The organism is Acinetobacter sp. WCHAc060025 (assembly GCF_004209355.1).
Classification (GTDB): Bacteria; Pseudomonadota; Gammaproteobacteria; order Pseudomonadales; family Moraxellaceae; genus Acinetobacter; species Acinetobacter wuhouensis.
This window is the reverse complement of the sequence record NZ_SGSX01000019.1, coordinates 50,173-74,141: the sequence shown is the minus strand read 5'-3', so window position 1 is coordinate 74,141 and position 23,969 is coordinate 50,173. Positions and strand designations below refer to the sequence as shown.

At 38.5% G+C, this 23,969-nt stretch carries 24 protein-coding genes; 18 read left to right on the top strand and 6 right to left on the bottom strand.

Annotated elements, in window-relative coordinates; genetic code table 11:
• The first annotated feature begins 31 nt into the window (after positions 1 to 31).
• From ftsY to EXE09_RS15235, 3 genes are all read left to right on the top strand, one after another.
• A complete protein-coding gene (ftsY, locus tag EXE09_RS15245) occupies positions 32 to 1,141 on the top strand; it encodes a signal recognition particle-docking protein FtsY (protein WP_130117825.1) in 1,110 nt (369 codons plus the stop codon).
• 204 nt (positions 1,142 to 1,345) lie between these two features.
• A complete protein-coding gene (locus EXE09_RS15240; protein ID WP_130117824.1) occupies positions 1,346 to 2,029 on the top strand; it encodes a nitroreductase family protein in 684 nt (227 codons plus the stop codon).
• 188 nt (positions 2,030 to 2,217) lie between these two features.
• Positions 2,218 to 2,811: a nitroreductase family protein gene (locus tag EXE09_RS15235; RefSeq protein ID WP_087553072.1), complete on the top strand. Its 594-nt coding sequence runs from the start codon at positions 2,218 to 2,220 to the stop codon at positions 2,809 to 2,811.
• 134 nt (positions 2,812 to 2,945) lie between these two features.
• On the opposite strand, the gene EXE09_RS15230 is transcribed toward EXE09_RS15235, so the two are convergent.
• Positions 2,946 to 3,404, bottom strand: a complete 459-nt coding sequence (locus EXE09_RS15230; RefSeq protein ID WP_068973213.1) for a DUF441 domain-containing protein — start codon at positions 3,402 to 3,404, stop codon at positions 2,946 to 2,948.
• Positions 3,405 to 3,664: 260 nt separating this feature from the next.
• Between EXE09_RS15230 and EXE09_RS15225 the strand changes: the two genes are divergently transcribed.
• Positions 3,665 to 4,381 carry a pseudouridine synthase gene (locus EXE09_RS15225; RefSeq protein WP_130117823.1) on the top strand — a complete coding sequence of 239 codons (717 nt, stop codon included), beginning with the start codon at positions 3,665 to 3,667 and terminating at the stop codon, positions 4,379 to 4,381.
• A 70-nt stretch (positions 4,382 to 4,451) separates the two neighbouring features.
• Here the strand turns inward: EXE09_RS15225 and EXE09_RS15220 are convergent, their stop codons facing one another.
• The 3 genes from EXE09_RS15220 to EXE09_RS15210 form a co-directional block, all read right to left on the bottom strand.
• Positions 4,452 to 4,895, bottom strand: coding sequence for a GNAT family N-acetyltransferase (locus tag EXE09_RS15220; RefSeq protein WP_087553069.1), 444 nt, complete (start codon positions 4,893 to 4,895; stop codon positions 4,452 to 4,454).
• Between the two features lie 97 nt (positions 4,896 to 4,992).
• On the bottom strand, positions 4,993 to 5,304 hold the full coding sequence (locus EXE09_RS15215) for a type II toxin-antitoxin system RelB/DinJ family antitoxin (protein WP_068973210.1): 312 nt from the start codon (positions 5,302 to 5,304) through the stop codon (positions 4,993 to 4,995).
• A gap of 104 nt (positions 5,305 to 5,408) precedes the next feature.
• Positions 5,409 to 6,326, bottom strand: coding sequence for an RluA family pseudouridine synthase (locus EXE09_RS15210; RefSeq protein ID WP_130117822.1), 918 nt, complete (start codon positions 6,324 to 6,326; stop codon positions 5,409 to 5,411).
• A gap of 144 nt (positions 6,327 to 6,470) precedes the next feature.
• Between EXE09_RS15210 and tsaE the strand changes: the two genes are divergently transcribed.
• The 4 genes from tsaE (at position 6,471) to hfq (ending at position 10,623) form a co-directional block, all read left to right on the top strand.
• Positions 6,471 to 6,929, top strand: a complete 459-nt coding sequence (tsaE, locus tag EXE09_RS15205) for a tRNA (adenosine(37)-N6)-threonylcarbamoyltransferase complex ATPase subunit type 1 TsaE (protein ID WP_130117821.1) — start codon at positions 6,471 to 6,473, stop codon at positions 6,927 to 6,929.
• A 96-nt stretch (positions 6,930 to 7,025) separates the two neighbouring features.
• Positions 7,026 to 9,068: a DNA mismatch repair endonuclease MutL gene (gene mutL, locus EXE09_RS15200; protein WP_130117820.1), complete on the top strand. Its 2,043-nt coding sequence runs from the start codon at positions 7,026 to 7,028 to the stop codon at positions 9,066 to 9,068.
• Positions 9,069 to 9,074: 6 nt separating this feature from the next.
• Complete coding sequence (gene miaA / locus EXE09_RS15195) at positions 9,075 to 10,019, top strand: tRNA (adenosine(37)-N6)-dimethylallyltransferase MiaA (protein ID WP_130117819.1); 945 nt, start codon at positions 9,075 to 9,077, stop codon at positions 10,017 to 10,019.
• A 91-nt stretch (positions 10,020 to 10,110) separates the two neighbouring features.
• Positions 10,111 to 10,623, top strand: coding sequence for an RNA chaperone Hfq (gene hfq, locus EXE09_RS15190; RefSeq protein WP_117276785.1), 513 nt, complete (start codon positions 10,111 to 10,113; stop codon positions 10,621 to 10,623).
• A 597-nt stretch (positions 10,624 to 11,220) separates the two neighbouring features.
• Here the strand turns inward: hfq and EXE09_RS15185 are convergent.
• Positions 11,221 to 12,540: a peptidylprolyl isomerase gene (locus tag EXE09_RS15185; RefSeq protein WP_068973204.1), complete on the bottom strand. Its 1,320-nt coding sequence runs from the start codon at positions 12,538 to 12,540 to the stop codon at positions 11,221 to 11,223.
• Complete coding sequence (locus EXE09_RS15180; protein ID WP_130117818.1) at positions 12,540 to 14,990, bottom strand: LPS-assembly protein LptD; 2,451 nt, start codon at positions 14,988 to 14,990, stop codon at positions 12,540 to 12,542. The genes EXE09_RS15185 and EXE09_RS15180 overlap by 1 nt, the downstream gene beginning before the upstream one ends.
• 119 nt (positions 14,991 to 15,109) lie before the next feature.
• Between EXE09_RS15180 and EXE09_RS15175 the strand changes: the two genes are divergently transcribed.
• The 10 genes from EXE09_RS15175 (at position 15,110) to kdsB (ending at position 23,893) form a co-directional block, all read left to right on the top strand.
• On the top strand, positions 15,110 to 16,123 hold the full coding sequence (locus EXE09_RS15175) for an aminoglycoside phosphotransferase family protein (RefSeq protein ID WP_130117817.1): 1,014 nt from the start codon (positions 15,110 to 15,112) through the stop codon (positions 16,121 to 16,123).
• Positions 16,123 to 16,815 carry an N-acetylmuramate alpha-1-phosphate uridylyltransferase MurU gene (gene murU, locus EXE09_RS15170; protein WP_130117816.1) on the top strand — a complete coding sequence of 231 codons (693 nt, stop codon included), beginning with the start codon at positions 16,123 to 16,125 and terminating at the stop codon, positions 16,813 to 16,815. The genes EXE09_RS15175 and murU overlap by 1 nt, the downstream gene beginning before the upstream one ends.
• A gap of 126 nt (positions 16,816 to 16,941) precedes the next feature.
• Complete coding sequence (rsmG, locus tag EXE09_RS15165) at positions 16,942 to 17,574, top strand: 16S rRNA (guanine(527)-N(7))-methyltransferase RsmG (RefSeq protein ID WP_130117815.1); 633 nt, start codon at positions 16,942 to 16,944, stop codon at positions 17,572 to 17,574.
• A 22-nt stretch (positions 17,575 to 17,596) separates the two neighbouring features.
• Complete coding sequence (locus EXE09_RS15160) at positions 17,597 to 18,379, top strand: ParA family protein (protein WP_068973200.1); 783 nt, start codon at positions 17,597 to 17,599, stop codon at positions 18,377 to 18,379.
• The gene (locus tag EXE09_RS15155; RefSeq protein ID WP_068973199.1) at positions 18,376 to 19,266 is read left to right on the top strand and encodes a ParB/RepB/Spo0J family partition protein; all 891 of its coding nucleotides are present in this window, start codon (positions 18,376 to 18,378) and stop codon (positions 19,264 to 19,266) included. The genes EXE09_RS15160 and EXE09_RS15155 overlap by 4 nt, the downstream gene beginning before the upstream one ends.
• Before the next feature lie 33 nt (positions 19,267 to 19,299).
• A complete protein-coding gene (locus tag EXE09_RS15150) occupies positions 19,300 to 19,932 on the top strand; it encodes a MotA/TolQ/ExbB proton channel family protein (RefSeq protein WP_068973198.1) in 633 nt (210 codons plus the stop codon).
• Between the two features lie 16 nt (positions 19,933 to 19,948).
• Positions 19,949 to 20,371 (top strand): ExbD/TolR family protein, encoded by a 423-nt coding sequence (locus tag EXE09_RS15145; RefSeq protein ID WP_130117814.1) that lies wholly within the window; start codon positions 19,949 to 19,951, stop codon positions 20,369 to 20,371.
• A gap of 3 nt (positions 20,372 to 20,374) precedes the next feature.
• The gene (msbA, locus tag EXE09_RS15140; RefSeq protein ID WP_130117813.1) at positions 20,375 to 22,105 is read left to right on the top strand and encodes a lipid A export permease/ATP-binding protein MsbA; all 1,731 of its coding nucleotides are present in this window, start codon (positions 20,375 to 20,377) and stop codon (positions 22,103 to 22,105) included.
• 6 nt (positions 22,106 to 22,111) lie between these two features.
• Positions 22,112 to 23,131, top strand: coding sequence for a tetraacyldisaccharide 4'-kinase (gene lpxK / locus EXE09_RS15135; protein WP_130117812.1), 1,020 nt, complete (start codon positions 22,112 to 22,114; stop codon positions 23,129 to 23,131).
• A complete protein-coding gene (gene kdsB, locus EXE09_RS15130) occupies positions 23,132 to 23,893 on the top strand; it encodes a 3-deoxy-manno-octulosonate cytidylyltransferase (RefSeq protein ID WP_130117811.1) in 762 nt (253 codons plus the stop codon).
• Positions 23,894 to 23,969 lie beyond the last annotated feature (76 nt).

Genomic DNA, 23,969 nt, shown 5'->3' with positions numbered 1-23,969 from the left:
TTTTTAACGCTATGCTTTTCAAGGAATCGGCATGCAGGAACAGCAAAATAAATTCTTGATTGATGCGGATATTGGTGATGATGATGTCACATTACCGAGTTTACCCGCAGTCAATGTGCCTATTATTGAAAATGAAAAAGTAGAAACACCTAAGACTGAAACAGTAGTTGAAGAAAGTCTTTTAGAGGAAACTGCCCAAACTGAAGAAAAAGCCAAAGGTGGTTTCTTCAGTCGTATGAAAGAAGGTTTAACTAAATCTCGTAAAAACCTTGCTGATGGGATGGTGAATATCCTGATTGGTGGTAAAGAGATTGATGATGAGTTACTTGAGGAAGTTGAAGAACAACTTTTGGTTGCTGATATTGGTGTAGAAGCGACGAAAACCATTATTACCAATTTAACTGAACGTACTGCGCGTGGTGATTTGATCTATTCACATTCACTGTATAAAGCATTACAAGAAGAATTGGTTGCTTTACTTGCGCCACGTGTAAAACCTTTACATATTGACCCGAACAAAAATCCGTTTGTGATCCTTGTGGTTGGTGTCAATGGTGTTGGGAAAACGACGACCATTGGTAAATTGGCAAAACGTTTACAAGGTGAAGGCAAGAAAGTCATGCTTGCGGCAGGTGATACTTTCCGTGCAGCAGCTACTGAGCAATTACAAATCTGGGGTGAACGCAACAATATTCAAGTGGTTGCTCAAGGTCATGGTGCAGACAGTGCGTCTGTGATTTTTGATGCTTTTGAAAGTGCGCGTGCCAAAGGCGTTGATGTATTGATTGCCGATACCGCAGGGCGTTTGCACAATAAAAGCAACTTGATGACTGAGTTGACCAAAGTTAAGCGTGTAATGCAAAAAATTGATGCAACTGCGCCACATGAAGTGATGTTAGTTGTAGATGCGGGTACAGGTCAAAATGCCATTAACCAAGTTGAAATGTTCGATGAAGCTGTTGGTTTAACGGGTTTAACCATTACTAAATTGGATGGTACGGCAAAAGGTGGTGTGTTGTTTAATATTGCCAGTCGTACGCATGTGCCAATTCGTTTTATTGGTGTCGGTGAGAAGATCGACGATCTTCGCCCGTTCTCTGCAAAATCCTTTGTTGCAGCGCTTTTTGAGACAGATAAATAATTCATATTATTTTTTCAATCATTCAACATTGAATAAAAGAACTCCGCTTATGCGGAGTTTTTATTCATTTGGATTCTGAGAAATGTTTAATTGTTTTAAAAAACAGCAGAATAACCTGACCACACTGAGAATAAAAAAACTTTAGTGGTTAGAATACCCATATAAAATTTATGGTTTTTATTTGGTTTGATCTTTGGGGGATTTATGGCATTTTTAGCGAAAATAGGGCAAGTACTAAACACTGAAATTTCCAAAGATTTAATTTTTAAAAAGAAAGAATTAGAAGAAAATACCTATAGTTTTTTGGAAGATATGAAAAAGCGCAGAAGTTATTATGAACTCAGTAATCGTGTGAGTTTAAGCCCTGAATATCTTACCCAATTGATTAAAGAGGCTGCGCGTTGCTGTCCTTCGGCACTGAATTCTCAAAGTGCTCGAATCGTCATTCTGTTGCAAGATTCTCATTATAAATTTTGGCAAATGGTGAAAGAGGTACAACATCACGCCGTGGCTGAAGCCATTTGGGAAAGTATGGATATTAAAGTTGATCGTTGCGCATCTGCGTTTGGTACAATTTTATTTTTTGAAGATCAAGACATTATCCAAAGCCTACAAAAGCGTAAACCTTTGCAAGCTGAAGAATTTCAGTTGTGGTCTGAACAAACGTCTGGAATGGTACAGTATGCGGTGTGGACTGCAATTGCGAGTACAGGTTTAGGTGCTTCGATTCATCATTTCAATCCATCTATAGATCAAGCAACCACAGATTTACTGGATTTACCGAAACAATGGCAACTCAAAGCACAGTTGGTTTTTGGCAGTATTCTTGAAACTGCTGTAAATAAAAATGAATTAAATGATGAAGTTATATTCAGAGTGCTTTCATAATCGTAATTTTTTAAAATTTTTATAGTGAGTGCTTTAAATTTAAAACCTTGAAAAGATTTGATTTATTATATTGTTCTAAATATGGAACACTTTGTTATTGATATAAACCTGACGAAGTAACGGAATATGCAATACACTGAGACCATGTTAAAGAAAACGGCCAACAGGGTCACAGAAGGAATATAGATATGTCATTTTTAAATCAAATCAAACAACGTCGTACAATTTATGCAATTGGTAAAGATGTAAGTCTAGATCAAGCGAAAATTGAAGAAATCATCAAAGAAGCTGTGAAACAAAGTCCATCAGCGTTTAACTCGCAATCTTCACGTGCAGTGATTTTATTTGGTGATTCACACGTTAAATTTTGGACAATCGTACTAGAAACTTTACGTAAAATTGTTCCTGCTGAAGCTTTCGAAGGCACTGCAGGTAAAATCAACAGCTTTATCGCTGGTGCGGGTTCAGTATTGTTTTATGAAGACATGAGCGTGATCAAAGGTTTACAAGAACAATTTGCGCTTTATGCAGACAACTTCCCAGTATGGGCTGAACATTCTACAGCAATTGCGCAATTTGCAACTTGGACAGCATTGTCTGAAGCGGGTATCGGTGCATCATTACAACACTATAACCCAATCGTAGATGAAGAAGTGGCTGAAGTATTTGGCGTACCTGCGGATTGGAAACTTCGTGCACAATTGGTATTCGGTTCTATCGAAGCGCCTGCTGGTGAAAAAGCATTTATTGATGATGCTGCACGTTTCAAAACTTTTAACTAATTGAAAATATTTTAAAAGTTTAAGCCAATCAATAATATGATTGGCTTGATTTGAAATAAAAACAGCCTGTTTAGATGATGAGTCTAACAGGCTATTTTTATTGGGTCATAAATATATTGGCAATATAAATAACATCATGATTTACCAATCAATAAAGACAGTATTCCTGCCGCGATCAGTGGACCTACAGGAACACCGCGTAGTAAAGCAACACCAGCGACTGTACCAATGAGCAAACCAGCCACAACATTGGGTTGATTGGTCATGAGCGACACACCACGTCCACCTAACCATGCCACTAATAAGCCAATCGCAATAGCGCAAAGTGATTTCCAGTGCATAAATGATTTGAGAATCTCCTCACCTGCAATTTTTCCACTGGCAATGGGTGTAAGTACACCAATGGTGAGGATGATGATGCCGACTTCTAAACCGTGACGTTGTAAGAGTGGGAAAAACTCACTCAGCGGTGTGATGCGAAAGACGATCAATACTGCTGCCGCTATAGTCACTGCTGTGTTATGACTGAATACGCCACATGCAAGTAATACAATCAGCACCATTAAGTTTAGGTCTAAACTGCTAAGACTCATTTTGATTCAACATTTTTCATTTCAATACACCTGATCATTATACTGAAAAGATAGAAAGGATAGGGCGCAACAAACGATGTTTCTTATCCTGAAAGGAGAGGGAACATTCATTATTGCTTCATATCTCGCCGAAAATAACTTTCATAAGAGTTTTGGTATTTATCACATATTGATGTGACATGGGGATTGCTTTAAATATCAGTTAGGCTTTTAAGCCGAGATCCATTAAAATACACGTCAATTTATTTAGGTTTTGTTTTATGTTTTTGGAAAAAATATTGCAATCACAAGGCTTTGGTTCACGTAAGCATTGTCAACAACTCATTAAGAATGGGGCGGTTGCAATCCAAAATGAAGTGATTACAGAGCCTAAGTTTAAATTAAATCTGCAAGATTTAGAATTTTCCGTGCATGGTCAGTCTTTTCAATATCGTGAAAAAGTGTATATAGCACTCAATAAACCCGTAAATTACGAATGCTCACATCAGGCGACACATCACTTTAGTGTGTTTGATTTATTTGATGATGTATTGATGAATCGCGGCATGCAATGTGTAGGGCGACTCGATCAAGATACAACAGGGTTGTTATTGCTCACGGATGATGGACAATTTTTACAGGCTTTAACACATCCTAAAAAACATGTGCCTAAAGTTTATCAGATGCAAACCGCTGATCCAGTGACTGACGAACAGATTCAACAACTTGAGCAAGGTGTTGAATTACGAAATGAAAAGGGTATATTTTCGGCAACAGATGTTATCCGTTTAGATGAATTTAAATTGCAAATGACCGTGCATCAAGGTGTTTATCATCAAGTTAAACGAATGCTTGCAGCAGTTGGAAATAAAGTAGAAAATTTACATCGTGCACAAATTGGACAATTAAAATTAACTGATTTAGCTGAAGGTGAATGGATTTATCTAACTGAAAATCAGGCTAATGCTGCGAAAAACCTGATTGCAGATCAAATTTAAGTTTAAAAAATAGATTGAGACTTGAAATATTGGCAAATTTTGCCTTTATCTATTGGCATCTATAATGCTTTTATTTTAAGAAGCAGTGGAAAGTTTGAAACTCATTATCTTTAACGAAGCCCATTTGTTCATAAAGCTGATGGGATTGGTAATTGCTTTTTTGAGTTTCTAGACTAATACGTTGTGCATTTTCATGACGTGCAAAAAGTATTGCAGTATCAATCAATTGTTTGGCTGAACCTTGCCTGCGATAGCTTGGTGTGACATAGACATCATCTAAAATATAATATTTTGAACAGGCAACAGAGGAAAAACCCAAATACAGCAATACAAAGCCTGTAAATACATCATCTTTAACGTGAATAAAAATGACACTTTCTTTATTCTCAAAACGTTGAGTAAGAAAGCTGAGAGATTGTTTGATATTGGAGGATGCACCGTAAAATTGACGGTATTCATCAAATAAAATAGCAAGTTGGTTTAAATCTTCTTTGGTCGCACGACGAACGATCATTTATCACTCCTTGCAAAGTAAATTATTGTCCTTGCAAGAAAGCATAACCAAAAAAGTGAAAAGTGAACTCAAAGAATTGTTTAAAAATGCGACACTGTTAAGTTTTGTCACTTTCACCCAAGATCGCATTCAACTCTGCAAATAAGTCCTCATCGTCATCACTCAATTCAACAGTAGGATTGGCTTGCCCATTTTGTTGTTCTTGTTTCAATTTTCTTAATTTTAACAATTGATCCATATTGATATTTTGATTTTCAATCGCGAAGGGGATCGATTTGGTGATCACGACTTGTTTGAAAAATAGACGAACTGCTTGAGCAGGGGTAATTCCCAATTGCTTAAAAACAGCAAAAGCTAATTTTTTTTCTTGTGAATCAAGGCGTACTTGATAGACTTCAGTTTTTCTCATGAATAAAACCAAACAATATTTGAGTTTGAGTGCCTATTTTAATCAAAGCTTAAGTAATTTCAATGTCTAATCATCAAAAGTCGTATATTGTCATTACGTCAAAATTACAGTGTGAGTTCAAATTCAGAACAGAAATGCAAATTCTCCCCTATTATCGGATCTTTGAAATGAATTTCTTTGGCTAAAAGTTGTAAAGGCTGGGTGAAATCTGCGTCATTTTTATGCTGAACTACTGGGTAAAATGGGTCATTTTTGATTGGAATGTTGAGCCAATTTAAATGTACTCGCAATTGATGTTGCTTACCTGTAGAAGGCTTGAGTAAGTATTTTGCCCATTGCCCATTACATTCAAGGACTTCAATATCTGTATGTGAGTTACTTTCACCCTCAATCACTTGCATGGTGTAAAAAGGTTCCCCCTTATCCATTCTCAAATTTAAGGAATAAGGGAACTTCAAGTCAGCTCGATAGGGTGCAATCGCGTGATAAGTTTTATCCACTTTACGCCCTGCAAACATTTGCTGATACAGACCACGTGTTTCAGGTCGCTTTGAAAACAATACAATGCCAGCAGTTTCACGATCTAAGCGATGAATCGGAGTTAAATCTGGATTGCCAGTGGTTTTTTTAAGCCTGACCAAAAGGGTTTCTTGTACATATTGTCCAGTTGGGCTGATGGTTAAAAAATGCGGTTTATCCACCACCAATAAGTCGTCATTTTCAAATAAAATCTCTTCTTGAAATGGTACATGGGTTTCATGAGCGAGAAAGCGATAATAATAAATATGCGTATTGGTTTGGAATGGACTATTGATATTTAAGCATTGCCCAGTCATATCAATAATCAAATGATCATCAAAACGCTGTCGCCACTCAGTTTCTGAAATATGCGCAAATTGAACTTTTAAATATTCAAAGATTGTATTGAAAGTTTGATCTGTTTTTTGCAAAAAAACTTTAGATGCGGTTACGCCATCTCGCATGGGTGGAACATAATCTAAAATGGGTGCGGTATTTTTCATAAGAACAGCGAATTAAATGAATGGCGTGACGATCTTGAACGTATGATTGTATGCATCAAAGGACTATTTCTACACAATGCAACATAGGTTTTATGTGCTTGCAATGCTATCATAACGTCTTGTTTGAATCATGTCGTGAGCACTATGCAATATTCATGTAAATTAAGTCTGAGCAATGAACAAGAGACCGAAAAGTTAGCGCAAAAATTGGCGCAACATATTGCCCAAGGCGTGATTTATTTAATAGGTGACTTAGGTGCAGGTAAAACGACTTTAACGCGTTACTGGCTACAAAATTTAGGTCATCAAGGTGCGGTAAAAAGCCCGACTTATACTTTGGTTGAACCTTATACCATTAACGGGAAAGAGGTTTTTCATTTCGATCTGTATCGTTTAAATGATCCTTATGAACTTGAATTGATGGGTATTCGTGATTATTTAGATGTACCGAATGCTTTGTTTTTATTTGAATGGCCATCCAAAGGTGGCGATGAAATTCCTCAAGCAGATCATGTGATTACAATTCTCAAAGCAGAAGATGAAAGCGTGCGTGAAGTGATCGTTGAAAGTGTTTCGGAATCACTCATTCAAGCGATCAGTTAATTTTTATTTTATTCATTATCATTTCAATCATGCGAAATGAGTATTGAGAATCGTGCCCAATCAACATTCTATTCATTTTAATTTTAGGTTAATTGAATGCAACGTGAAGACATCAGTTTAAGACGTATCCAAACTTTAAATCCTGCACTTGCCAACCAAATCGCGGCAGGTGAAGTGATTGAACGCCCATCGTCTGTGGTCAAAGAGCTACTAGAAAACTCGATTGATGCGGGAGCGACTGAACTGATTATTCGTGTGGCGAATGGTGGCAGTACCTTGATCGAGATCATTGACAATGGTCGTGGGATCCATCCTGAAGATTTAGCGCTTTCTGTGACGCGCCATGCCACCAGTAAAATTCAAAATGCTGAAGAATTACAAGCCATTGTCAGTTTGGGTTTTCGTGGAGAGGCTTTGGCTTCGATTGCTGCTGTATCACGTTTAACATTGACCAGTAGTCAAGATGACTCAGGCGTAGGTTATCAACTTGAAGTGAATGGCACGGCATTCGACCATCAGGATATTCAAGCGGTTGCAGCACAGCAAGGCACACATATTCGCATTCAAGATTTATTTTTTAATGTGCCTGCACGTCGTAAGTTTTTGAAAAAACCAACAACTGAATTTGGGCATATTGAAGAAATCGTGCGCCGTATGGCACTGACACATTTCGATATTCGTTTTGTTCTAGAACATAATGACAATATTCGTTTAAACCTACCGATTGCAGATAGTGGTGAATTACGTTATCAACGTGTACAGCAATTATTGGGTCGTCAATTCACTGAAAATGCCTATTGGATTGATGCGGATAGTATCAGCATGCGTTTATCGGGTTGGTTAGGTCATCCCTCAGATGCACGTGCGCAAGCGGATTTACAATATGTTTATGTGAATGGTCGTATTGTCAAAGATAAAACCATTTCTCATGCGTTGCGCATGGCATATGATGGTATTTTACATGGTCATCAATATTCAGCTTATTTGCTATTTTTAGAAGTCGATCCTGAAAATATTGATGTTAATGTACATCCAACTAAGCATGAAATTCGCTTTTTAAATCAGCGTGAAGTACATGAATTTGTACGTCATTATGCCAAAGAAACTTTATCGCAATTTCAAACAGCGAGTGCTGAATTGTCTTCTGCAATGAAGCAAGATCAAGATGACACCAATCAGCAATGGCAACAGGCTCAACCACGTTATCAAGAGCAATTTCAATTACATCGTGACACAACAAACACTTCAAATAGCTATCAACAATTGCATGATCAAAATAGCCTAAGCAATGCTGATTCTCAGATGTTGAATGATGGTTTGACTGATTTTAGTCAGCCACAAGGGCAAACAGTCCATTATTCACAATCATCTCAGCAACAATATCGTGGAACGCAACAGCTCAATAATGCATTGAAAAGTTATTTAGCACCTTTACGTGAGCAAGATGATTCAACTTTGAATAATTATGCTGATTCACAAAATCTATCTGATCAAGCTTCTTATGAGCGTTCTGTACAAAATCTTGAAAATAAACACAGCAACTATGTTGATGAGCATCCATTAGGCATTGCGATTGCACAATTGCACGGTATTTATATACTTGCGCAAAATGTTGAAGGCTTGATTATTGTCGATATGCATGCGGCACATGAGCGTATTTTGTTACAACAAATGAAGTCAGCTTGGGATAAACCTGAATTTTGGACATCACAGCAATTGTTGATTCCAAAAGTCATTTCTATTACCCGTATGCAAGCGACTCGGATTGATGAATTAAAACCGCAATTAGAGCGTTTGGGCTTAGACATCGACCAATATGGCGATGATCAAGTGATTGTACGTGGCGTGCCTGCGATTTTGCATAAAGCAGATTTTGAATCACTTGTCCCTGAGCTTCTGAACGATTTAGATCCGAATGATGAGGCACAGGCTTTACAACAGAAACGTGATCAAATTCTTGCAGGTATGGCATGCCATGGTGCAGTGCGCGCGCATCGGATGCTCAGTTTGTCTGAAATGAATGCGTTATTGCGCCAAATGGAACAGACTGAATTCGCCAGTCAATGTAATCATGGTCGTCCAACATGGCGTGCATTTCCACTCCATCAATTAGATAAATTATTTGCTCGAGGAGAGTAGTTGTACATGTCAAATCAAAAGCCTGTCATCAATTTAATGGGACCGACTGCGAGTGGGAAAACCGCTTTGGCATGTGAACTATATGAACGCGGTGGCTATGAGCTGATTTCCGTCGATTCTGCGCTGGTTTATAAAGAAATGGACATTGGTACAGCGAAACCCACCAAAGAGGAACAGGAACGCTATCCGCACCATTTAATCGATATTATTACGCCACTCGACGTGTATTCTGCGGCTGAATTTGTTGAAGATGCTTGTAGTTTGATTGATGATATTCATGCACGCGATAAAACCCCGATTCTTGTGGGTGGGACGATGTTGTATTTCAAAGCACTGTTAGAGGGGTTTTCATCCAATTTACCGAGTGCTGATTACGAGATTCGTGCGGAAATTGAACGCAAGGGAGAGCAGGAGGGCTGGCAAGCCGTTTATGATGAATTGAAATCAGTCGATGCCTTGGCTGGTGAAAAATTTAAAGTCAGTGATAAACAGCGGATTATTCGTGCATTAGAGGTTTATAAAATTACAGGACTGCCAATTACACAACTACAGGCGGAACAACCCAAAAAGCAACCATATCGTTACAATTTTCATAATTATGCATTGGTACCAGATCGGTTAGAATTACATAAACGTATTGAATTGCGTTTAGAAAAAATGTGGGATATTGGTTTTTTAAATGAGGTGAAATACCTGATTGAAAAATACGATCTCAATGAAAATTTGCCAGCGTTCCGCTCGGTGGGTTACCGACAAGCAATTGAATTTTTGAAAAATTGTGATTTTAGTCATGAAAGTGAGCGGCAAATGAAGGATAAATCTTTGTTCGCGACACGACAATTGGCTAAACGTCAATACACTTGGTTACGTTCTTTGCAAGAATTACACCAATTCAACACTTTTTTAACGATAAAGCAGGCTCAAGAAGACTTGCGAAACTTACACGGATAAAGCAAAATTTAACAACTATCTTTTTTATAAATTTTAATTGAAAAATAAAGATAGTTTTTGCGCTGATTTTAATTTTTTTTTGGAGTATAAAATGTCTAAAGGTCAAACTTTACAAGATCCGTTCTTAAATTCTCTCCGTAAAGAACGCATTCCAGTTTCTATCTTTCTTGTAAACGGTATCAAATTACAAGGTCATATTGAATCTTTTGACCAATATGTAGTTCTTTTGAAAAATACAGTAAGCCAAATGGTTTACAAACATGCGATTTCTACAGTTGTACCTGCACGTAATCCGCGTCCTGCTGGTGCTCCTGCTGGTGCTCAAGGCGCTGCTGGTGGCTTCGGTGGTCAAGCTGGTGGCTTCGGTGGTCAAGCTGGTGGCTTCGGCGGTCAACAAGGTGGCTTCGGTGGTCAACAAGGTGGCTTTGGTGGTCAAGGCGGCTTTGGTGGTCAAGGCGGCTTTGGTGGTCAAGGTGGCTTCGGTGGTCAAGGTGGCTTCGGTGGTCAAGGTGGCTTCGGTGGTCAAGGTGGCTTCGGTGGTCAAAGTGATTTCGGTGGTGAAACTAAATTTGAAGACTCATCTGAAGATGAAAACAATCGTTAATTTGTAGATAAATTCATCTTTGATGATCACTATGAATTAAATAGATTCTTAAAAGACGCTCTAGGGCGTCTTTTTTTATGGCTGAAGTTTAATCAATGCTTATATAGTGAGGTGTTAATTATTGTGATTTTAATTTTTTTGCTGGAATTTGAAAATAATGATCTATTTAACCTGAGTTCGAAGTTGATTTCTTCCAAAAATTTGATACACGGAAACGTCCTTCGCAATTATTTGAGGCATGAGCCAGTCATGGCGCAAGATTTATAAGTTAATGTTTTTGCGATAATTTTGATATATTTCGGTAGCTGACGAGTACTGCGATGAGGATCCTCAAAATATATTTTGAGTCCGCAAGATGGTTTTCTTGCGCAGTTTAACTGCTCATTTTGCCGAATGACAAACATCGTTTCGTAAGAGTGCCTCGAGCCGAAGGCTAATCCTAATATATGAACAAAACCGATTAGACTCCGTCACAATAAACCTTACAAAAACCTTACCCTACTGAAATTATTAAAATAACTTATCGAACTGACGTTATTTAGTTTTCATGCATAAAAAAACCAGTGATCTTGCACTGGTTTTTATCAACTCTAAAACTTAACTTTTGCCTTGTTTCGGGTCTAGATTTGGATCTTTGATTTCAATATATGTGTTGGCGCGCAATTCTCTGATCCAACTATCATATTCAGATTCGAATTGGCGTTCCCCAAGGATTTGGCGCGCCATACGTTTTTGGTATTCTGAAGTCATATCTTGTTGGCGTTTGCCAGTGACCTGGAGAATGTGCCAACCAAACTGAGTTTCAAATGGTTGACTGATGTCATTGACAGTTGCGTTTTGCATTACTTTGTCAAACTCAGGCACCATCATGCCTGGACTTACCCAACCTAAGCTACCGCCGTCACGTGCGGAGCCTGGATCACTTGAATATGTTGCTGCAAGTGTAGAAAAATCATCACCCGCTTTTAAACGGTTATAAATACTGTTAATGGTTTGTTTGGCATTTTCAGCACTCACAACTTCTGATGTTTTGATCAAAATATGACGAGTTTCAAATTGTGGTACAAGTGCTTTTTGATCATTCGATTTTTTTTCTAATAATTTTAAAACATGTATACCGTCTTTTGCAGTAATCAAGTCTGTTGTTTGACCTATTTCGATGGAGCTGACACGTGCTGCGAGTTCAGCAGGGATGTCAGAAAGAGGGCGGAAACCCATATCTGCACCATCAACTTTGATTTGAGCAGTACTATATTTTTTTTCAATTGCTTTTACATCATTACTATTTTTTAAATCCGCACGCACTGATTTAGCAATATTTTCAATTTCGGCTACTGGTGCATTTCCAGCAATACGCATGTGCAATACTCGAGCTTGACTGCCGACAGCTGCTTGACCTTCTGGGGATTTAAGGAAGTTGTCTACATCTAGATCTGTAATTTTAATTCTAGACATCACTTGCTGTTGGCTGAGTCTTTGAATCAGTAGATCTTCAGACACACGACCACGAAGCAATTCATAAGTTCCTGGTGCGACTGCATCTAATTTTTGTTGAAAAGCTTCGAGAGAACTCGAGCCTGATTGTTGTGCGACTTTTAATACAGCATCATTTAAGCTTTTCTCATCAGCCTTTAGACCATATTTTTTAACTTGTTCAAGTTGTGTATCACGTGTGATGAGTTGACTGAGTACTTGCTGCTCTAAAATATTTTGTGGTGGAATTGGTTTTTTTTGTGCTTGAAGCTTGTGTGTTGCTTCAGCAATACTTTGATCCAAATCACTTTTTAAAATTGCAGTAGAACCTACGACTGCAATAATTTGATCTTTAGGGATATTCGCATTTGTAGATATGGATGTAGCAATGAGTAAAGCTAAAGTTGTTGCTTTAAATAAATTTTTAAAATTTTGCGTCTTCATTAATGTGTCCAAGATTGATTAGCTTTATCAAAACCTAAAATACGATTTTCAAGTAATGAACTTAACTTGTTGTTTAAACCACCAAGTCCTTTTAATGTGATTTCAGCCATTACCGCATTTTTACGTTTGGTATCTGGAGAAGAAACATCATCTAGATCGTTGTAGTAAGAACGACCATAGACAGAAATCCCCCAACAACAAGATTCATAATTTACACCGAGTAAATATTCACGAGCAACACGATTATCAAGGTCATATTGTGCATGACCCATGATACGCCAGTTGTCTTTTACAGGTTGTATAAATGATGCAACTGCTTGATCATATTTATCTTGACGATCTGGCAAGTCTTTTCTGTAGAAGTAACCTACATTATATAAATTACCTTTTGCACCTGTGTAGTACAGTTGCAGGTCTTGTTGAGCACTATCTCCATTCGACATCCATGCGGAGTTGGTGCTGATGGTAAAGTTTTGTGAAAGTTGACTGGATAAGCTTAAAACAGGGCCGGTATGCTTTTCACGATCGATTTCATCTAGACCACTACGTAGTCCCACTTTACGATCAGAGAAGTAATAGCTTTGTCCAACACTTGCTCTTAAGCGCTCTAAGCCAACTGTATCAAACAGACTGTAACTCACACCTAAAGACATGAAATTATTGTCTTCTAGGCGGTCATGCCCATAGAAACGATACGGACTAAATAACTGGTCATAGCTGATCGATGCCGTTGTTGAGTCAAAATTCGGATTTAGATTTTGATTCTCATAAGGTGCGTATGCGTAGAAAGCACGAGGTGTTATTGTTTGGAGGTATTTACCATCTTTTTCAAAAGTTAAACCAGTATCCAGTGTAAATTGTGGCACGATTACTGATTTTGTTCTGGAATCAGAACCATTATTTTGTGTGTCCTGGTCGTAGTAAACGTTCAGACTACGAACAGAAACTTCAGGAATCACAAATGACCACGGGTTTCTAAAATTATAACGCGTTGCAAATTGATTATATAAACGAGTACCGCTTGGTTGGCTGAGTGCTAAGCCTGCATCATTGATGTCTTTTTTAAAGTAAGCGGTATCGTTATTAAACTCGTATTCCCAACCTTGTGGGTTGCCACCGACATAATTAAGTAAAAATTGTGGCAGACGTGCGTATGGCTTATCAACATCGGGTATAGTTTCGTCGAGTGTTTGGAAGTCTTCAACTTTTAATTGTGCTTTTAGACCAGGAATGCCATGGGCATAGTTAAGTTCCCATGCACGACGTTGGTTTAATTCAGTTCGTGTACTTGGATTATTGTCTAGATCAGAGAAAAAATCTTTATCAGATACATAGTTGTATTCTAAATTCGTCGACCATTGCGGATTAATATTCCAATTATGCAGGAAGTGTAGGTCTTTACGGTCTTCATCATTATATTCACGATCATTCGGTAAATAGGTTCCCCAAATACTGCCTTGACCAAAACTTTCTGTTAAATAACGAAACTCACCTTGTGCGACTAAACCGCGATCCGTAATCATTCTTGGTGTAATCGTTGCATCATAATTTGGTGCAAGATTTAAATAGACAGGAACTGAAAGTTCAAAACCACCGTCATTGGTAAAGCCAAAATTTGGATTCAGAATCCCTGTGGTACGACGATCATCTATCGGAAAGTTGAAATAGGGAACTGCGAGTACAGGAACATCTTTGACATAAAGTTTTGTGCCACGTGTAACACCACGACCTGTTTCTTGGTCAAGAGTGATTTGATCCGCTTTGATGTTCCAAGTTGGTTTTTCATCAGGTGGACAAGTGGTATAGCTTGCATCTTCTAAAATGATTTTATTTTGAGATGGACGTTCAATACGTTGAGCATGACCATGTGCATGTGTGAGTTCGGCAATATAAAAACTATTATTGAGTTGCCCAGTTTCATCTTTCAAGTTGTAATCAATTTGATCACTTTGTGCAATGATCCCACCTTGCGCCATTTGCACATTACCTTTGGCTTTGGCAAAGGTTTGAGTTTTATCAATGGTCACTTCATCAGCACGGATCATACGACCAGATTGGTCGATGACCACATCACCAGAAAGGATTGAGTCACCATTCGGGTTGTAGTAGCCATTATCCGCTGTAATGATGGAGGATGCTTCTTCGGGTTTTACAGATGTAGATTGAGTGCTAAATGGGGTAACCCATGCACCGTCACAGTAGCGATTGCTTGGATTCTTTGAATCACGGACTTGCGCTTCAGCAGAATTTTTATCGACATAATATTGTTCAAAAAAGTTTTGTCCCGCAAAACTTTCCTTAATTGCAGCATTAAGTTGCGTATTATTTACTTTGGATGTCGCAACATCTGAAACATTGTTTGCTGTTTCAGCATAGCTTGATATTGAGCTTCCACAAAGTAGAGTCAAAACAGCGGTAGCCAAAGGATTAAATTTAAACTGATGCTTCATTTGTATCACTAACCAAATCTGCTAATCGCAATTAATTATTGTCGCATCATAGAGAAAAAGTTGATAAGTAGCTACACTTAGCACTTCAAAAATTCAGCCTGAATTAGATTAAATTGCAAATGAATACACAACGTGAACAATTGATACAAACATGGTTAACATCTGTACTCAGTTCAGATCAATTTGAAATCAATTTTTTAGCAGGCGATGCGAGTTTCCGTCGTTATGCACGAATTATCTTGAATAATAAAACATTTATGCTGATGGATGCACCTCCTGAGAAGGAAGATTGTCGTCCTTTTGTTGCTATTGATGAATTCTTTGATGTAAATGGTGTGCGTGTCCCGCATATTATCGCAAAAGACTTAGATCAAGGCTTCCTATTGTTGGAAGATTTTGGCGATGTTTTATTGTCTACCAAATTGACTGATGAAACTGTAGATACACATTATGCACAAAGTTTTAAACAGTTAGTGCAACTTCAAAGCATTGCAGGGGAATCGCATTTACCTGCCTATGCCTATGAAAAGCTGATTTCTGAAATGGAGCTGCTCACAGAATGGTTATTACCATCTTTAAATATTCAAACCACAGATGAAGAGTCGGCATTAATTAAACGTAGCTTTGCAATTCTTGCTAATACTGCTTTGGCGCAACCACAAGTGATTGTACATCGTGATTTTCATAGCCGTAATTTGATGATTCTCAATGGTGAAACGGATCAAGGTGTAATTGACTTCCAAGATGCAGTGATTGGTGCAGATACCTATGATTTGATCTCGATTACGCGTGATGCTTATGTGCAATGGAATCCTGAACGCGTTTACTCATGGTTTAAAGTGTTCTATGACCTATTGCCTGCTTCTGCTAAAGATGGTCGTGATTTTGAACAATTTAAACGTGATGCTGACTTCATGGCAATTCAACGTCATATCAAGATTCTCGGTATCTTCGTGCGATTGTTTGAACGTGATGGAAAGTCAGGTTATCTCAAAGATTTGCCACGCGTGATGTGGTATTTACTTGAAGAATCAAAACCGTATGCAGAACTACAACCATTCATGCAATTTATTCATGCTAGAGTCTTGCCGAAATTTGAGCAGAAATACGGTAAATATGAGGTTGTAGCTTAATGAAAGCAATGATATTGGCAGCAGGTTTGGGTAATCGCATGCGCCCACTCACTTTATACAAGCCAAAGCCTTTATTAGAAGTGGGTGGTAAAGCCCTGATCGTGTGGCACATTGAAAAATTAAAAAATATTGGTGTGACTGAGATTGTCATCAACTCTGCATGGTTGGCTGATATTCTGATTGGCACTTTGGGTGATGGTTCACAATTCGGGGTCGACATTCGCTGGACACGTGAAGAAGAAGGCTTAGAAACTGCGGGCGGTATCATCAATGCATTGCCATTATTAGGTGATGAACCGTTTATTCTGATCAATGGTGATGTATGGACAACCTTTGATTTTGCATCATTACTCGATGTGAAATTAGGTGATGATTTAGCCCACTTGGTTTTCGTGCAAAATCCTGAACAGCATCCAAATGGTGACTTTACCTTGGCTAATGGTCGTGCTTATACCTTTGATCAAAACGTAGAGGGTGAAAATCTGACTTATAGTGGTGTTGCTGTTTATTCTCCAAAAATGTTTAAAGGTTTAGAAGCTGGTAAACGTCCAATGTTGCCTTTGTTTAAACAAGGTATGTTAGATGGAAAAATTTCAGCCGAAAAAATGCAAGCAGCATGGGTAGATGTCGGTACACCTGAGCGTCTCACTGCTTTAGATTTGCAAATTAGACAGGGTGTTTATGCCAGTTGATGTATGAAACTGTGCATTTAAGTATGAATCTGCATGCTTAAGTGCATATTAACTCATCATTAACTACTGTTCCACGCGCTAGAAATCGGTATACTTCATACAAATTTTTTTGAGATGTTATTGATCATGCATCCATTTTTTCAAGAGTTAAAGCAAGGCAGTATAAAGCTTGGCTTAAATTTGAGTGATGAAGCGCTTGGTTTACTGTTGAAGTATCAAGATGCGCTCGTGCTGTGGAACAAAGCCTATAACTTAACAGCCATTCGTGATCCGAAAGAAATGTTAGTCAAGCATTTATTGGATAGTTTAAGTATTTTAAATGATTTACCACAAGGTCGTTTGCTCGATATTGGTACTGGCGGTGGTATGCCTGGGATGATCATTGCATTATGTCAACCTGAGCGCCAATGTGTATTATTAGACTCAAATGGTAAGAAAATTCGTTTTCTTAAACAATTTATTGCAGATTTAAAACTAAAAAATGTCGTCGCAGTTCAGACGCGTGTAGAAAATGAAGAGAGCATCAATGAACTCGGGCAATTCGATGTCATTACCAGTCGTGCATTTGCCTCACTCACAGATTTTGTTGCAGCGTCACAACCCTATATGCATGAAAAAAGTATTATTGCGTCAATGAAAGGTTTAGTTCCTTCTGATGAAATTACTGAATTGAAAGATAAGTTCAGTTGTGACATCGTTGAATTGCATGTGCCAAGATTAGACGAACAACGTCATTTACTTTTATTAAAACAGATTTAAAAACCAGAAGGTTGGGGTTACCATGGCTCAAATTATAGCAATCGCAAACCAAAAAGGTGGCGTAGGTAAAACCACGACAGCAGTAAATTTGGCTGCCTCTTTAGCCGTATTAAAAAAGCGTGTTTTATTGGTCGATATGGACTCCCAGGGTAACGCCACGATGGGGTCAGGCATTCAAAAGAATGATCTACTTTATTCTGTAACGGATGTGTTATTGGGTGAGGTACCGATTGAAACAGCAATCACCAAAGCAGAAGTTGGTTATAAAGTTTTAGGTTCAAACCGTGATTTAGCGGGTGTTGAATTGGCAATCGCTGAGCAAGAAGGACGTGAATTCATTTTGCGTAAAGCTTTGCGTGAAGTTGAAAAAGATTTTGATTATATAATCGTCGATTGTGCACCAAGTTTAAGCTTAATTACTGTTAATGCTTTGGCTGCTGTAGATGGCGTGATGATTCCGATGCAGTGTGAATATTATGCTTTGGAAGGTTTGGCAGATTTAACTCAAACCATTGATAAAATTCAGCAAGCGTTAAATCCTGAACTTGAAATTATTGGTGTACTTCGTACCATGTACGATGCTCGAAACGCTTTGACACGTGATGTTTCTGAAGAGTTAGAGCAGTATTTTGGCAAGAAGCTTTATGATACAGTGATTCCGCGTAATGTGCGTTTGGCTGAAGCGCCTGCACATGGTTTACCGATTATTTATTTTGAGAAAAGCTCTAAAGGTGCAATTGCATATTTAAATTTAGCGGCTGAAATGTTGAAAAAGAGTAAAGTGAAAAAAGGAAATAAAGCATGACCGTAAAAAAAAGAGGCTTGGCTAAAGGTCGTGGCTTAGATGCGTTATTAGGGTCAATCCAAAAAGAAAAATTACAGCTTGAAGTTCAGGCGCTAGATCATGGTCAGCTTAAACAAATTGATGTCAATCAACTAAAGCGTGGTACATATCAACCACGTCGTTTTATCAATGAGCAAGATTTACAAGAACTCGCAGCGTCGATTAAAAAGCATGGTGTGATGCAGCCGATTGTGATTCGTCCAATCGAGAATGATGAAACACCGTATGAAATTATTGCGGGTGAGCGACGTTGGCGTGCTGCACAGTTAGCCGGCTTGACGGAAGTTCCTGCAATTGTGCGTGATTTGACTGACCAAGTTGCGATTGCTTTGGCATTGATTGAAAATATTCAACGTCAAGATCTCAACCCAGTTGATCAAGCTTTGGCTTTACAACGTTTTCATGAAGAGTTTGGTTTAAGTCATCAGGAAATAGCGGATACTGTTGGTAAAGCCCGTACCACGGTGAGTAACTTATTGCGTTTACTCAGTCTTGAAGATGAAATTAAAGATTTGATGCAACAAGGTCAGTTGGACATGGGGCATGCACGTGCAATTTTGACTTTGAAAGCCAAAGATCAATTGCAAATTGCAAAAATCGTGATTGAAAAAAGTTTATCCGTTCGTCAAACCGAACAATTGGTGCGCGATTGGAATACACCTAAGCAAGAAAAAGCCAAAGATCCGCAAGCACCCGATGTACAGCAATTGACGCAAAAACTGTCTGAGCGTTTTAGTGCAAGTGTAAAGTTGGATTATAATAAGCAAGGAAAAGGAAAACTTGTGATTAGTTATAACTCATTGGATGAGTTGGATGGAATCTTAAATATCTGTTTAGCAGAACAATAATTTTTAATAAATATTTTTTTGGGGGAACTAGGGATGTGGGAACTTGTCAAAGCTGGCGGTTGGTTGATGCTGCCATTGGTTTTATGTTCAATTTTTACCGTTGCGATTTCTATTGAACGATTTATACGGTTAAAACGATCCTTAGTTCTTCCTAAATCACTAATGTTAGAAAAAGGGCGCAGTGTTGATGATGTCTTAGATGAGTTAGAGCGTAATTCATCTGCTCGTTCATCATCATTAGGCTATATCTTCAAGGATGGTATTGATAGCTACTCACAAGGTGAAGAATATGCACGTGCGCAGATGGAAGCAACAGCTTCTCGTGAGATTGGTTATTTAGAAAAAAATATCAACTTTTTAGGGACATTAAGTGCGGTTGCGCCTTTATTGGGCTTGTTGGGAACGGTGATCGGGATTATTGAGTCATTTTTAATGATTGACTTGGGTTCTGCGAGTAACCCAACCATGATGATTCCAGGGATTTCTAAAGCGTTAATTACTACGGCAGCGGGGATGCTGATTGCGATTCCTGCGTTATTTGCTTATCGTTATTTTCAGCGTTTGGTACAAGAGTATGTGGCTGAGTTGGAACAACAATCAACCTTGTTTCATGCAGCATTATTTTTTCAAAAGCACCTAGATCAAAATAAGAAGAAAGTGGGTTAAGCACTCGGGGTGTCACATGAAATTTAAACGAAAAACGGTAGAAGATATTCATATCAATCTCACACCTTTGATTGATTGTTTATTGTTTATCTTGGTGATTTTATTATTAACGACGACGTTTAATCAGCAAAGTCGTATTAATCTATCTTTACCCGATGCACAAGGTGTACCACCAAAAGAATATAAAAATAAAATCGAAGTCATGGTAGACTCAACGGGTCACTATGCTGTAAACGGACAGGCGCTTTCAAGCAAAGAAACTGTCGATTTAAGTACTGCGATTAAGCAAGCATCAGATGATAAGCGGGATCTCATGTTTGTGATTGCTGCTGATGCGAAAGCAACCCATCAAGATGTTATTCGTGTCATGGATGTGGCTGGGCAGCTTGGTTTTGTGAATATCAATATCAGTACTAAAGTTCCATCTCGAGGTTATTAATCAGTGAATCAAGACTTTAAGGTCTACCTACGCCTTTTATCCTACCTTAAACCGTATTGGGGAATTGCGTTACTCGTTGTTATTGGATTTGGTATCAATGCTGTGACAGAAATGTCCGTGGCAAAGTTATTGCAATTTATTATTGATGCAATTCAAAAAGGTAGTCGTGCAGATCTTGATTGGTTTCCTGTTTTAATTGTCTTGTTGATTTTCTTCCGTGGCTTAGGTTTGTTCATGGGTGGATATTACACAGCAGTTATTTCACGAAATCTGATTTTTAGTATTCGCCAAGAAGTTTTCGCTAAGCTCATTCGATTGCCATCACAGTATTATTTAGATAATTCATCTGGTCATATCACAGCCAAAATCATGTATAACGTGGAGCAGTTAACAGCAGCTTCATCTGAATCCTTAAAGACATTGATCCGTGATGGTGCGATCACAATTGGTTTATTGGGCTTCTTGCTTTATACCAATTGGCGTTTAACCCTATGTATTTTTATCTTTTTACCGATCATTGGTTTATTGGTACGTAAAGCTTCCAAACGCATGCGTAAATTATCCATCCAAGTGCAAAACACGATGGGTGATGTCAACCACATTGTTCAAGAAACCGTGAATGGTCAAGCTGTAGTTAAAAGCTTTGCAGGTGAAGAGAGCGAGCAAAAGCGTTTTTATGACTCTTCGCAAGAGAATTTAAAACGTGGCCTGAAAATGGTGGTGGTGCAAAACCTCAATAGTCCACTGGTTCAATTGGTCATGGCTGTAGCGTTAAGTATTATTATTTGGCTGGCTTTGCGTCCGCAGATTCTAGGTAATACGACTGCGGGTGAGTTTGTCGCTTATATTACTGCAGCAGGTTTGCTTGCGAAGCCGATTAAGAACTTAACAGATATCAATGAAAAACTGCAACGTGGTATGGCGGCAGCGCATTCGGTATTTGAATTATTAGATCTTCCTCAAGAAACTAATACAGGCGCTTTGACCCCGAAATTAAAAGGTGATATTAAATTTGATCATGTTGATTTGATTTATAAAAATCAAGTGAAAGCGATTGATGATTTTACCTTAAATATTCAAGCGGGTCAGACCATTGCCTTAGTGGGTAGATCAGGCGCAGGTAAGTCTTCATTGGTCAATATGTTGGTGCGTTTCCAAGAGTTTAGCGCAGGGCAAATTTATTTGGACGATCATCTGATACATGATATTGAATTGAGTTGCTTGCGTAAGCAAGTCGCGATGGTGAATCAGCAAGTGGTACTGTTTGATCGTACTGTACGTGAGAATATTGCCTATGGGCAATCCGAAGGTGCAAGCGATGATGCAATTATCGCAGCAGCTAAAGCGGCTTATGCACATGATTTTATTATGGCTTTACCACAAGGCTATAATACGCCACTTGGTGCTCAAGGTCAGAGTATTTCAGGTGGTCAACGTCAACGTATTGCGATTGCACGTGCAATTTTGAAAAATGCACCGATTTTAATCTTAGATGAAGCAACCAGTGCTTTAGATAATGAATCTGAACACTTTATTCAAAAAGCCTTTGATGAAGCGATGCAAGATCAAAATAGAACCACGATTGTGATTGCACACCGTCTTTCGACCATTGAAAATGCAGATAAGATTGTGGTTATGGATAAAGGGCGTATCATAGAGCAAGGTACACATGCTGAACTTTTGGCACAGCATGGAGCATATTATCAATTGCATGAACGCAATTTTGAGGAATAATCTGATATGTCTATTGCGCAAACCATTCAAGATGCTTGGAATAAACAATCCAAGTGGTTGATTGTCTTGCGCCCATTGTCATGGTTATATCAATTCGGTTTTAGTGTAAATAAGTTCCTTTTTAAAAAAGGCTTTAAGAGCATTTACACAGCACCAGTACCCGTCATGATCATTGGGAATATTACTGTGGGTGGTAGTGGTAAGACACCATTGTTAATCCAGTTGGTTAAATATTTACAGGCCAATCAAGTACGTGTTGGTGTAATCAGTCGTGGTTATGGCGGAAATGGCCCTTTTCCTGCTTTCGTTACTTTAGATTCTGTACCAGATACCGTTGGTGATGAGCCATGTTTGATTGTACAGTCTACGGATGTGCCGATGGTAGTGGGTTCAAATCGTCAAGAAAGTATTGAATTATTATTAAAGCAGCATGAATTGGATTTGATCATCAGTGATGATGGCTTACAACATTGGGCTTTGGATCGTCAAATCGAATGGATTGTTCTCGATAATAATCGTGGTTTAGGTAATCAAAAACTATTGCCAGAAGGCTATTTGCGTGAACCTGTAAGTCGTTTAGCGCAGGGTACAGTGATTGAGCATGCGCACGCTCCAAAATCAGCGCTCAATATGCATTTAGAAGTGGCTGAACCATACTTGCTTAATCCTTTTTTTGATCAGTCTGAAACCTTTGACCCTAAACAAGATTATTATGCTGTGGTGGGGATTGGTTTTCCGAAGCGTTTTTATACGACACTAGAATCAATGGGTGTCGATCAGTTTCAATGTCATGAATTTCCAGATCATTATGATTATGAGATTGATGATTTGCAGTTTGAAGATACCAATCCGATTATCACGACAGAGAAGGATGCAGTTAAACTGTTACCTTTATTGAAAAAGCACCCTGAATTCAATCGTGAAATCTGGGTTGTTCCAGTCGAAGCAGTTTTGTCAGATGAATGTTATCAAGTACTCAATCAACAGTTAACCCAACTTGGTATTGATTTAATACAAGGTTATTAAATGAAACATATTGTAATTCCAGCGCGTTATGCAAGCTCACGTCTTCCTGCAAAACCACTACTAAAAATTCATGGTCGTGAAATGATTTTACGTGTGGTTGATCAAGCCCGTAAAGTACAAGGTTTTGATGATCTCTGTGTGGCAACCGACGATCTGCGTATTGCAGAGGTGTGTCGTGCAGAAAGTGTGGATGTTGTAATTACTGATCCGAATCATCCGTCGGGCACAGATCGTTTGAGTGAAGTCGCTCGAATCAAAGGTTGGGATGCACAAGATATTATTGTCAATGTACAAGGTGATGAACCGTTATTGCCTGCACAGTTGGTGATACAAGTTGCTGAATTGTTAGAGCAAAAGCCGAATTGTTCAATGTCGACTTTATGTGAATCTATTCATCAAATCGACGAATTTCAACGCGACAGCATTGTCAAAGTAGTGATGTCTAAATTTAATGAGGCATTGTATTTCAGTCGCTCACCGATTCCTTATGATCGTGAAGGTGCAAAACTTGCTGAACATGCTTTACATTCAAATGCATATCGTCACTTAGGTTTATATGCTTATCGTGTGCAACTTCTACAAGAATATGTGACTTGGGATATGGGTACATTGGAAAGCCTAGAAAGTCTTGAGCAATTACGTGTTTTGGAAAATGGTCATCGTATTGCGATTGATATTGCACAAGTAAATTTACCGCCAGGGGTAGATACGCAAGCGGATTTAGATCGTTTAAATGCTTTAGATGTTTCTGTATTTGAATGATAGATTGTCGTGCATTGATAGAGTGTTTTTTGACTTTGGTATTTGGTTTTAAATTTGGCGTAGGGATAATCAGTTG

Coding starts and splice junctions, on each gene's coding strand:
- rsmG (WP_130117815.1), top strand. CDS start 16,942: ATGCATCCATTTTTTCAAGAGTTAAAGCAAGGCAGTATAAAGCTTGGC.
- EXE09_RS15145 (WP_130117814.1), top strand. CDS start 19,949: ATGAAATTTAAACGAAAAACGGTAGAAGATATTCATATCAATCTCACA.
- tsaE (WP_130117821.1), top strand. CDS start 6,471: ATGCAATATTCATGTAAATTAAGTCTGAGCAATGAACAAGAGACCGAA.
- miaA (WP_130117819.1), top strand. CDS start 9,075: ATGTCAAATCAAAAGCCTGTCATCAATTTAATGGGACCGACTGCGAGT.
- EXE09_RS15215 (WP_068973210.1), bottom strand. CDS start 5,304: ATGAGAAAAACTGAAGTCTATCAAGTACGCCTTGATTCACAAGAAAAA.
- EXE09_RS15240 (WP_130117824.1), top strand. CDS start 1,346: ATGGCATTTTTAGCGAAAATAGGGCAAGTACTAAACACTGAAATTTCC.
- EXE09_RS15225 (WP_130117823.1), top strand. CDS start 3,665: ATGTTTTTGGAAAAAATATTGCAATCACAAGGCTTTGGTTCACGTAAG.
- ftsY (WP_130117825.1), top strand. CDS start 32: ATGCAGGAACAGCAAAATAAATTCTTGATTGATGCGGATATTGGTGAT.
- hfq (WP_117276785.1), top strand. CDS start 10,111: ATGTCTAAAGGTCAAACTTTACAAGATCCGTTCTTAAATTCTCTCCGT.
- kdsB (WP_130117811.1), top strand. CDS start 23,132: ATGAAACATATTGTAATTCCAGCGCGTTATGCAAGCTCACGTCTTCCT.
- EXE09_RS15155 (WP_068973199.1), top strand. CDS start 18,376: ATGACCGTAAAAAAAAGAGGCTTGGCTAAAGGTCGTGGCTTAGATGCG.
- EXE09_RS15150 (WP_068973198.1), top strand. CDS start 19,300: ATGTGGGAACTTGTCAAAGCTGGCGGTTGGTTGATGCTGCCATTGGTT.
- EXE09_RS15235 (WP_087553072.1), top strand. CDS start 2,218: ATGTCATTTTTAAATCAAATCAAACAACGTCGTACAATTTATGCAATT.
- EXE09_RS15210 (WP_130117822.1), bottom strand. CDS start 6,326: ATGAAAAATACCGCACCCATTTTAGATTATGTTCCACCCATGCGAGAT.
- mutL (WP_130117820.1), top strand. CDS start 7,026: ATGCAACGTGAAGACATCAGTTTAAGACGTATCCAAACTTTAAATCCT.
- murU (WP_130117816.1), top strand. CDS start 16,123: ATGAAAGCAATGATATTGGCAGCAGGTTTGGGTAATCGCATGCGCCCA.
- EXE09_RS15185 (WP_068973204.1), bottom strand. CDS start 12,540: ATGAAGACGCAAAATTTTAAAAATTTATTTAAAGCAACAACTTTAGCT.
- EXE09_RS15160 (WP_068973200.1), top strand. CDS start 17,597: ATGGCTCAAATTATAGCAATCGCAAACCAAAAAGGTGGCGTAGGTAAA.
- lpxK (WP_130117812.1), top strand. CDS start 22,112: ATGTCTATTGCGCAAACCATTCAAGATGCTTGGAATAAACAATCCAAG.
- EXE09_RS15180 (WP_130117818.1), bottom strand. CDS start 14,990: ATGAAGCATCAGTTTAAATTTAATCCTTTGGCTACCGCTGTTTTGACT.
- EXE09_RS15220 (WP_087553069.1), bottom strand. CDS start 4,895: ATGATCGTTCGTCGTGCGACCAAAGAAGATTTAAACCAACTTGCTATT.
- EXE09_RS15175 (WP_130117817.1), top strand. CDS start 15,110: ATGAATACACAACGTGAACAATTGATACAAACATGGTTAACATCTGTA.
- EXE09_RS15230 (WP_068973213.1), bottom strand. CDS start 3,404: ATGAGTCTTAGCAGTTTAGACCTAAACTTAATGGTGCTGATTGTATTA.